Raw genomic sequence first — 10,080 nt, 5'->3', positions numbered from 1 at the left:
AGGAAGCTAACCGCAGGCTATACTTGAGTACGGCAAGGTGAAGCTAACGTGGTTTGAAGAGATTTTCGAAGAGTATTATTCCTTCTCAGCCAATTCTTTTCCCAGTTGGATGAGGTAATCTTTTAAGTCATCTTTGACTTGTGGATGTTTGAGGGCGTAGTCAATAGATGTTTTCATAAATCCAAACTTATCCCCAACGTCGTAACGAGCTCCTGTAAATTCACGGGCGAAAACACGTTGTGTTTTATTAAGGGTATCAATAGCGTCGGTAAGCTGGATTTCATTTCCCGCACCAGGAGCTTGCTTTTCGAGGATGTCGAAAATCTCAGGTGTGAGTAGATAGCGACCGATGATTGCAAAATCACTTGGTGCATCTTCGGTCGCTGGTTTTTCAACGAAAGTTTCAACGCTATAGAGTCCGTTGATTCCTTCACCTTGAGGAGCAATGACTCCATATGATGAAACGTCTTCGTGTGGTACGGGCATGACAGCAATGGTTGATGCGTGTGTCCGCTCGTAATCCTTCATCAGTTGTTTTGTCAAAGGAACGGCATTCTCATCTGTGATGTCCATAAGGTCATCGCCCAGCATAACAACGAAGGGCTCATTCCCCACAAAAGCTTTGGCTTGTAGGACAGCATCTCCAAGACCACGAGGGTGAGTTTGGCGGATGAAATGAAGGCGCATGCCAGTTGCTTCATCTACTAATTTTAACAGATCTGTTTTACCTTTTTCTTTGAGATTATATTCCAATTCAAAGTTTGAATCAAAGTGGTCCTCAATAGAACGTTTTGATTTACCAGTGACAACCAGAATATCTTCAATACCTGATTTGAGAGCTTCTTCCACGATAAACTGGATAGTTGGTTTGTCTACAATTGGCAACATTTCTTTAGCAAGGGCCTTGGTTGCTGGTAAAAATCGAGTTCCTAGTCCAGCGGCAGGAATGACTGCTTTTCTAACTTTCAGTGCCATAAGAATCCTTTCTCTAGAGGGTTAAGACCACTCATTTTCTGCTTTAAATTCATTGTTCATGATATTATAAATGGCATCTTTGATATTGGTTCCTTGGTAAATAACTTGGTAAATGGCATGCGTAATCGGCATATAGACTCCAAGTTCTTGCGCTAGCTCATAGGCTGCTCGAGTCGTTGAAATTCCTTCAATCACCATGCCCATATTGGCTTCGATATCAGCTAGGGATTCTCCACGACCAAGAGCATCTCCGGCTCTCCAGTTACGAGAGTGGATGGAGGTTCCTGTTACGATCAAATCTCCCACACCAGATAAGCCGCTATAGGTCAGTGGATTAGCCCCGAGTGCTACCCCTAGGCGGGTGATTTCTGCCAAGCCTCGAGCGATGATGGCTGCCTTAGCGTTGTCACCAAATCCCAAACCATGTAAAGCTCCGGCACCGACAGCGATAATATTTTTGAGAGCACCAGCGGTTTCGACCCCGATAACATCCGTATTGGTATAAAGTCGGAAGTAGTGATTACTAAATAGCTCCTGAACGTATTGAGCTGTTTGTAAATCTTTAGAAGCAGCAGTTATTAAAGTTAGGTCACGCACAATGGTCTCTTCTGCATGACTAGGTCCTGAAACAACGACGATATCACTACGGAGATGTTCAGGAATTTCTTCTTCAAGAATGGTTGATAATCGTTTATGGCTATCAGGTTCTAATCCCTTTGATGCGTGTATGATGATAACCTTATGGTCCAAGGTTTGTGCAACTTGTTGGGCAACAAGTCGTGTCACTTTTGTTGGGACAACAAACAAAATCGCATCCACATCTCTCAGTGCCTCTGCTAAGTCGGTGTAGGCAATGATATTTTCATCTAGAACGACATCTTTAAAGTAGTGCTTGTTAGTATGATAGGTATTAATTTCATTGATTTGTTCGGGAAGATTTCCCCAAATACGTACCTCGTGTCCATTGTCATTTAAGACTTGTGAAAGGGCAGTTCCCCAGGAACCAGGCCCCAAGACGGCGACGGTTTGTTTTTTCATGATTTCCTCCTTAATAGAGTCCTTTCTCTTATTCTATCATATTCTAGAGGATTTTGCACTTACATTGCTGGGATAGTGGTGGCTTTGTTACTTTAAAAATATATCAAAACCGAGACGAAGTGATAAACTCTTAGTCTCTAGTCTTTAGTTAAAGTGAGAAGAAATCTGATAGATAGTTTGATTCAGTATATGCTATAATAGAGGTAAACAACTCAGGAGGTTCTTGTGGGTTGCGAGAGTTTGGCGAAAAAATTAAAAGATTACGTTTGGCTAAAAAAATCAGTAGTTCAGAATTTTGTGGTGATGAGTCTGAATTGAGTATCCGTCAATTAATTAGAATTGAAAATGGAGAATCCAGACCAACACTAACAAAGTTAAAATATATCGCTGAGCGTTTGGGGGTTGAAGATTACAAGTTGATGCCAAGTTATATAGAGTTGGATAAGGAATACCTAAAATTGAAGTATTTCTTGATGAGGACTCCTACATACGAAGATGAAACTATCGCCCAAAAGAAAGAGAGTGTTTTTGATAAGATTTTTGAAGAGTATTATGATAGGCTACCTGAGGAAGAAAGATTTATCATCCCAAATTATTCATATCTGGCACTAACGAACTACACAGTTCAAAAATCACCAGAAAAGCTAGTTAAACTACTGTCCTTCTGGTGATTTTGCTTGATTTCTAATATTTGAGACATGATTGAGGAGATTTGTCTTGATTTTTTCCTAAAAAAGGGCAGACTCCTCCCTTGGTTTGATGCTCGATTTCTAAAATAAGGTGACTTATTGTTAGGCATGTTTTCCCCTGCCCTCTAGCTCTATATGGAACAGGGAGTATCAGATTTATCTGGCAGATTGTATCAAATAAGGCTTGAAATTGTTTTGAATAGGCGTATAGACTTGAGAATTTGAGAATATGTCGTCTAGCAGTAGAGACATATTTTCCGGCAATATGAAGGAAGAGAGGTCGAAAACGCTTGATAGTCAAGGCCTTTACTTCATCACCAGCTAGCTGCTTTAAAAAGAGGTAGAGATTATAAGCCAGATAGCCCATCATCATACGTACTTCATTCTTAACCATGGTCGAACTATCTGTCTTATCCCCAAAGAATCCTGCTTTCCTTTCTTTGATAAAGCCCTCGTTCACGATAGAATTGAAACAGCTCCTCACTATCTACACTGCTTAAATTGGTCAAATGAACTTTTTTACAATCATAAAAAAGAGCACTTAATCGTACTCTTCTCTTTTAAGGATTAGTTGAATTAATTCAAATCCACTAGTTCTCCTGTTTCTAGGTAGACTAGGCGTTCACAAATGTTAGCAATGTAATCAGCGAAGCGTTCCAGATGACCTATGATATAAAGGTATTGAGTTCCATTGGGAATTGAGGTTTCTTGGTCTTTCATAAGTCCAATGATTTCCTTTGATAAGGCATAATAATATTGGTCAATCTGTTCATCTTTTTGAGCAATACTAATAGCTTTTGAGGCTTGGTGCAAAGGAAAGGCAACCAATAAATCGGCCAGCATGCTGAGGGATAATTTACCCATTTGGTGTAACTGTTCTTCGCCAGGGGCTAGTTGATTTTCTTTTAGTTGCAAAACAGCTTTGGCAATGCCTGCCATATGGTCTCCCATACGTTCAAGGTCTGAACAAGAAGACATGATGCTAATCACAAATCGAAGGTCAGACACTTGTGGCTGCTGCAAGGCCAACAAACGGGCACAGGCCGATTCGATAGCGCTTTGACTTTGGTTGATAGCATGATCCTTATTGATAATTAGCTCTGCCATCTCCTTGTCTTTGGAGTCTAAGGCCAGTAAGGCTTTTGAAGCTGTTTCAAGGACAAGTTGTCCTAGTCCTAAAAAGGATTGTTCTAATTCATGCAATTCTAAATCAAATTGATTTCTCATAGGTTTTTCCTTCCTTATCCGAACCGTCCTGAAATATAGTCTTCTGTGCGCTGATCTTTTGGATTGGTAAACACGTCAACGGTATCTCCAAATTCGCAAATTTCTCCTGTTAAGAAAAAAGCAGTTTTATCTGAAATACGTGAAGCTTGTTGCATGTTATGGGTAACAATGATAATCGTATAATCCTTTTTTAGTTGCTGAATGAGGTCTTCAATTTTTAAAGTGGAGATAGGGTCTAAGGCTGAAGTCGGCTCATCCATTAACAGAATATCAGGTTCTACTGCTAAAGCTCGCGCAATGCAAAGGCGTTGCTGCTGACCGCCTGATAAGGACATGGCACTCTTTTTAAGATTATCTTTGACTTCGTCCCAAATGGCTGCCCCTTTTAAAGATTTTTCCACTAAGGCATCTAATTGTTTTTTGTCTCGAATACCATGTGTCCTTGGGCCATAAGCCACGTTATCATAGATAGACATGGCAAAGGGATTAGGCTGTTGAAAAACCATCCCTACACGCTTACGTAGCTGATTAAGGTTGAATTTGCTACTATAAATATCTTGCTCATCTAAGAGGACTTGGCCTTCAATATGGCAAGAAGGAACCAAATCGTTCATCCGATTAAGGGTTTTTAGAAAAGTTGATTTACCACAACCAGATGGGCCTATCAAGGCAGTAATCTGTCTTTCTGGTAATTGAATCGAAATATTTTTTAAGGCTTGAAAGTCCCCGTAAAATAAGTCTAGGTGTCTGACTGAAAATGTTCCCATACTAGGAAGCTCCTTTCACAAGTTTTCGAGATAATAAGCTTGATAGAGTATTTATCATTAAAACAGTAATAATCAAAATCACACCGGTAGCATAGGCTTCATTGACATGTAGCCCCTCACTTGACAGCATATACATATGCAGGGCTAGAGAACGACCTGAAGACATGAGACTACTTGGCGTATTGGTAGAGGTACCTAATGTATACATGAGGGCAGCTGTCTCACCAACGATACGGCCAATAGCTAGTATCACTCCAGCTAAAATACCTGGCATGGCAACTGGTAGAACAATTCTAAAAACAGTCCGTAACTTACCTGCCCCAAGTCCATAACTTGCTTGACGCATGCTATCACTAACAGATAAAAGGGCTTCTTCTGTTGAGCGAATAATGACTGGCAACACCATGATGACTGAGGTTAAGATTCCTGATAACAGAGAGTATTGAAAACCTAAGAAGACTACAAAGAAGAGCATGCCAAACAGACCAAAAACAATGGAAGGAATCCCAGACAAGGTATCTGAGGCTAATCGCATGATTTTAACACAAAGGGAATCTTTTTTTGTATATTCCACAAGATAAAAACCAGCAAAAATCCCTATGGGCAAGGCTAAAAGAAGAGCACCAAAGACCAGAATAACGGTGGAAATAATCGCTGGCATAAGGGAAATGTTCTCAGAAGTATAAGTCCAAGAAAAGAGGGATAGACTTAGATGAGGTAAGCCTTTGATGAGGATAAAACCAATGATTAAAAAGAGAGAGCCAAAGGTTAAAGCTGAAAAACAATAAACGAGAAGTTTTAGCAGGTATTTACTCATAAGATGATTTTCCTTTCAAGTAGGCAAAGTAGGCATTAATCAAGAGAATAAGGAAAAAGAGAACTGCTGAGGTTGCAATAAGGGCTTCCCTATGCTGACCTGATGCGTAAGCCATTTCCAGAACAATATTGGTTGTTAAGGTTCTGGTTCCTGAAAAGAGTCCACTTGGAATAATCGGCTGGTTGCCTGCCACCAAAATAACTGCCATGGTTTCACCTACTGCGCGACCGATTCCTAAAATAACTGCTGATAAAATACCAGATCTCGCAGCTGGCAAGATGACACTAAAAATACTCCGTTCATGACTAGCTCCTAGAGCCAAGCTACCAGAATAATACGTTTTGGGAACTGTTCGGATAGCAGATTCTGACAAACTGATAATGGTTGGCAAAATCATTATTCCTAATAGTAACGAAGCGGTTAGGACACTCATGCCATTTCCTAAAAAGCTTCTAATCCAAGGCACCAATAATTGTAGGCCGAAAAAACCATAAACAATAGATGGAATGGCCGCCATCAAGTTAATAGCTGATTTTAAGAAGCCATAGACGGGCTTTGGACAATAATAAACCATAAACACCGATGTCAAGATGCCTGTTGGCACCCCAATCACAATCGCTCCTAAGGTAATTAATAAGGAACCAACGATCATTGGTAAAATACCATAGCTTGCCGGAATGTTCGTTGGCGACCAATCACTGCCTAATAAAAAACGGGCAAAGCCGTAGTTAGCCATGAAAGGTAAGCCATTACTAAAAATAAAGAAACAGATTAGCAAAATAGCTACAACAGCTACTGTTGCACTCATGAAAAAAATTGCCCTAAAAACTGCTTCTTTGAAGGCTTGTTTTGTCACATCTTGTCCTTTCTAGTGAAGAAAGTAAGGGAGATACGACACCTCCCTACTTGCCTTCTTTATCTTATTGTACGATGAAACGCCTGCATCTCTTTAGAGATTTATGGAGCAAACATTTTATTTAATCTTGTCCCAGGTGGTTAATTTGCCACTAAAAACGTCTGCAAGTTCAGCCATACTGACTTGGCTTGCCTTATTGTCATTATTGACCACAACAGCAATACCGTCTAAAGCAATAGCATCATGGCTGAGACTCTTACCTTCTTCAGGAGTTAATTCCCTAGAAACCATACCAATATCAGCGGTTTTCTCCTTAACAGCGGTAATACCTGCTGAAGACCCATTAGAGGTAATATCAATCGTAACTTCTGGATTTTCTTTTTTATAAGCTTCTGCTAATTTTTCCATTAAAGAAGATACTGAAGTGGAACCTACAACAGACAACTTGCCTGATAAGTGTTGGCTTGTATATTCTGTGGTTTCGGTTTTAGCTTCAATAAATTTATTATCTGTGACCACTTGTTGACCTTGTTTGGAGTGGATAAAGCTGATAAAATCTTGACCTAGCTTGGAAAGATTAGAAGACCAAACAATGTTGAAGGGACGTTGAAGAGGGTATTTACCATCTAAAACTGTGTCTCGACTAGCCTTGATACCATCAATCTCTAAAGCCTTGACAGATTTCGTTAAAGATCCCAAGGAGATGTAGCCGATAGCATTAGCATTCCCTTGAACTGCTGAGAGAACACCTTCTGTGCTATTTTGAATCACAGCTGTTTTGGCAGTGTTGTCAATTTTTTTATCACCGTCTTTTTTGAGAATCCCTGTGATTTCTGTGAAGGCCCCCCGTGTTCCAGAGCCATTTTCTCGTGAAATCACCTCAATCGTTTCTGAAGCTGACTGTTTGGAAGCAGATGACTGATTGCCACAGGCAACAAGCCCAAATCCTGATAAGCCAATGGCTGCAAGAGTAAGCATTTTTTTGAATTTCATAATAATCACCTTTATTTCTATGTATTTTTCTTGTGTAGGATTACTACACTTATAGTCTAACAAGTCTTTGTAAAGGTTTATCCCTGATTCATGTAAAGATTGTGTAAAGAATCAAAAAAAGCCACTTTTGAAAAGTGGCTGCTCCTAAAAATAGCTTTAAAAATTATTAGTCCTGTGCGAAAGATTGGTTAGGAAGAAAAATCGTGAAGCAACTGCCTCTGCCAAGCTGACTCGTCACCGTGACTTGGCCACCTAATAATTGACTAAGTTCTTTGACAATAGCAAGGCCAAGACCAGTGCCACCAGTTTGTCTGCTTCGACCTTTATTAACTCGGTAAAAACGTTCAAAAATACGATCCTGCTCTAATTGACTAATACCAATCCCTGTATCTGACACAGAAATCTTAATGCCTTCGTTCACCTTTTGGGTCTTGACCTCAATTTTTCCCCCTTGTTCAGTGTAACGGATGGCATTGGTTAAAAGATTGAGTAAGATTTGGGAAAGTAATTGACTATCTGATACGAGGGTGACATCATCTGGCACCTGCACCTTTAGCTGTAAATCCTTCTTCTTGAGCTGAGGTTGCAAGCTTTGAGTCAAATCCTGTACAAATTCTGCCAAAGAAAGGGTCGTCCATTGTACAGGCATTTGTTGAGCCTTAGATAAGGTAAGAAGATGCTCAACAATATGCTCAAGACGCAAGCTTTCTTTGTAAATAATGTCTAGAAAGTCATCCTTGAGCGCTTCTTCTTCAACTGACATCCCCTTAATGGTTTCAGCAAAGCCCTTAATCGAAGTAACTGGTGTCCTCAATTCATGGGAGGCATTTGAAACAAAGGCTAAATTTAACTTTTCATAAGTTCTAATCGTTGTTAAATCATATAGCAAGACGAGCACAGCTTCCACAGATTGGGTGGGGCTAAAAACGGGAACTGCTGTCACTTCTAAAATCAAGTCACCCTCATGAAACCCACTTACTTCTTGTTTTAACCTTGTTTTTTGATCAAAGGCTTGGTGAACTAAATTCCGAATATCCATCCGTTTGAGGTCATCAAGTGAACTTATGTCGCCGTCCACATCGGGAAAATAATGAGGCAGAGAGCGACTGGATAATAACATCTGACCTTGAGCGGAAACTAAAAACGTCCCCATGGTTAGGTGCGACAGAAGAACCTCCATTGTTTCGGCTAGGTCCTTGTATTGCTGATCCTGTTGGGAGACTTTGGTTTTTAGGCCAGACACATACTGAGCCAAAGACTTTAAGTCTTCTTGCCCTTTTTCTAAAAAGTATTCACTACTGGTCAAGAGAGGTTGGTGCAAGGTCTCAAAAGCAACTTCCCATTTCCAAAGGCAAAAGAGCCAGTAGCTACCTAGTCCCAAAGAAAGGGCTAGAAGAAAGAGACCGATGCCTTTACTGATCCAAGTTAATGCCATCCCTGCAATCAGAATGAGGCTAACACTTAGATTGACTAGCCAAAATTGAAGGTAGCGTTTCATCTATAACTCCTTGAACTTATAACCATAACCCCGAATGGTTCGAATAAATTGAGGGGCTTTAGGATTGTCTTCAATTTTTTCCCTCAACTTACCAATATGAACGTCCACCAAACGTGTTTCCTGCCCAAAGTCATACCCCCAGATACGTTCCAAAAGACGCTCTCTAGTCAGTGTCATGTTGGGATGTTTCATAAGATAGAGCAAGAGTTCAAATTCTTTTGGGGTCAAACTCAGTAACTTATTCGCCTTGTAGACTTCATGACGCTCAGGGTATACTTTCAAGGTCCCAAATAGCCAAGAATCGTCAGCGATATTATCTGAATCATCTCCTTCTTGTTCTCCTTTAGTTCGCCTGAGGACAGCCTTGACACGCGCCAGCAATTCTCTAGGGCTAAAAGGCTTGGTCAGGTAGTCATCAGCCCCTAATTCCAAGGCCAAAACCTTATCAAATTCATCACTTTTCGCAGAAACCATCATAATTGGAGTTTTGACGCCTTTGGCTCTCAGCCGCTTACAAACTTCTATGCCATCTAATTGTGGTAACATGATATCAAGCAAGATAAAATCAAAGGGTTCTGTTTCTGCCAAAGCTAAGGCCTTCCGTCCATTTGTTACCAATTGAGTAGAAAAGCCTTCCTTACTTAAATGGTAGTCAAGCAATCTCAGAATGTGTTCTTCATCATCCACTAATAAGACTTGTTTTATCATCTATTATCTCCTATTGGTAACATTATAACACAATTATCAGAAATCCTAACATTGCTAAATCAGATTAAATTTGCTTATCAAGACTAGGATCTGGTCAAACGCTCAATCATCTCCTTGTGCTCTGGATAGGTCGCCAGTAGATCTACCCTTTCAAATAATTCAAAATCCTCAAATTCAAAACCAGGAGCAACAAGACAAGAAACCAGAGCATAATCCTTATCAACTTCAAGACCTCCTCTCAGTTCTGAGGACACGGTAATGATTGATGCGACGGAAGTAAAAATCAATCGTCCTAAAAAAACAATTAGCGAATGATTCTGGTAAAAAGAAATGCCACGCTATGAAGGCTCAGGCGATTGTCACAAGCCAAGGGAGAATTGTTTCTTTGGAGATCACTGTGAACTATTGTCATGATATGAAGTTGTTCAAAACGAGTCGCAGAAATATCGGACAAGCTGGTAAAATCTTGGCTGACAGTGCTTATCAAGGGCTTATGAAGATATATCCTCAAG

Annotated in this window: 10 protein-coding genes and 3 pseudogenes; 2 read left to right on the top strand and 11 right to left on the bottom strand. The window is 40.2% G+C overall.

The features are described 5' to 3' along the window. Nucleotides 1-75: 75 nt before the first annotated feature. Together galU and HT703_RS07640 are read right to left on the bottom strand one after the other, a co-directional pair. Nucleotides 76-975, bottom strand: a complete 900-nt coding sequence (galU, locus tag HT703_RS07645; protein ID WP_001185620.1) for a UTP--glucose-1-phosphate uridylyltransferase GalU — start codon at nt 973-975, stop codon at nt 76-78. Between the two features lie 21 nt (nt 976-996). Next, on the bottom strand, nt 997-2,013 hold the full coding sequence (locus HT703_RS07640) for an NAD(P)H-dependent glycerol-3-phosphate dehydrogenase (protein ID WP_054392635.1): 1,017 nt from the start codon (nt 2,011-2,013) through the stop codon (nt 997-999). Nucleotides 2,014-2,243: 230 nt separating this feature from the next. Between HT703_RS07640 and HT703_RS07635 the strand changes: the two genes are divergently transcribed. Further along, complete coding sequence (locus tag HT703_RS07635; RefSeq protein WP_054392637.1) at nt 2,244-2,684, top strand: helix-turn-helix transcriptional regulator; 441 nt, start codon at nt 2,244-2,246, stop codon at nt 2,682-2,684. A 151-nt stretch (nt 2,685-2,835) separates the two neighbouring features. Here HT703_RS07635 and HT703_RS07630 read toward each other — a convergent pair. The 9 genes and pseudogenes from HT703_RS07630 to HT703_RS07590 all read right to left on the bottom strand — a co-directional run. Then, a pseudogene (locus tag HT703_RS07630) lies at nt 2,836-3,238 on the bottom strand (transposase); the annotation flags it as partial. Between the two features lie 40 nt (nt 3,239-3,278). After that, nucleotides 3,279-3,929, bottom strand: coding sequence for a phosphate signaling complex protein PhoU (phoU, locus tag HT703_RS07625; RefSeq protein ID WP_054392639.1), 651 nt, complete (start codon nt 3,927-3,929; stop codon nt 3,279-3,281). Nucleotides 3,930-3,943: 14 nt separating this feature from the next. After that, complete coding sequence (gene pstB / locus HT703_RS07620) at nt 3,944-4,696, bottom strand: phosphate ABC transporter ATP-binding protein PstB (protein ID WP_000536446.1); 753 nt, start codon at nt 4,694-4,696, stop codon at nt 3,944-3,946. A gap of 1 nt (nt 4,697) precedes the next feature. Beyond that, entirely contained in the window at nt 4,698-5,513 is an 816-nt protein-coding gene (gene pstA / locus HT703_RS07615) for a phosphate ABC transporter permease PstA (protein WP_000049768.1), read from the bottom strand. Continuing rightward, nucleotides 5,506-6,369 (bottom strand): phosphate ABC transporter permease subunit PstC, encoded by an 864-nt coding sequence (gene pstC / locus HT703_RS07610; RefSeq protein WP_000165892.1) that lies wholly within the window; start codon nt 6,367-6,369, stop codon nt 5,506-5,508. Before pstC ends, pstA begins: the two co-directional genes overlap by 8 nt. 117 nt (nt 6,370-6,486) lie before the next feature. Next, nucleotides 6,487-7,362: a substrate-binding domain-containing protein gene (locus HT703_RS07605; protein ID WP_000669500.1), complete on the bottom strand. Its 876-nt coding sequence runs from the start codon at nt 7,360-7,362 to the stop codon at nt 6,487-6,489. Between the two features lie 166 nt (nt 7,363-7,528). Further along, nucleotides 7,529-8,860: an ATP-binding protein gene (locus tag HT703_RS07600; protein ID WP_023939913.1), complete on the bottom strand. Its 1,332-nt coding sequence runs from the start codon at nt 8,858-8,860 to the stop codon at nt 7,529-7,531. After that, nucleotides 8,861-9,568, bottom strand: coding sequence for a response regulator transcription factor (locus tag HT703_RS07595; RefSeq protein ID WP_172930009.1), 708 nt, complete (start codon nt 9,566-9,568; stop codon nt 8,861-8,863). Nucleotides 9,569-9,651: 83 nt separating this feature from the next. Next, nucleotides 9,652-9,792: pseudogene (locus HT703_RS07590) on the bottom strand (cupin domain-containing protein); the annotation flags it as partial. On the opposite strand from HT703_RS07590, the pseudogene HT703_RS07585 reads away from it, so the two are divergent. Next, nucleotides 9,785-10,080 (top strand): annotated as a pseudogene (locus tag HT703_RS07585) (transposase); the annotation flags it as partial. The pseudogenes HT703_RS07590 and HT703_RS07585 sit on opposite strands and share 8 nt — an antisense overlap.

This window comes from Streptococcus sp. 3874, assembly GCF_013276425.1.
Lineage (GTDB): Bacteria > Bacillota > Bacilli > Lactobacillales > Streptococcaceae > Streptococcus > Streptococcus pseudopneumoniae.
The sequence above is the reverse complement of the archived record's forward strand: the minus strand, read 5'-3'. Positions and strand labels throughout refer to the sequence as shown.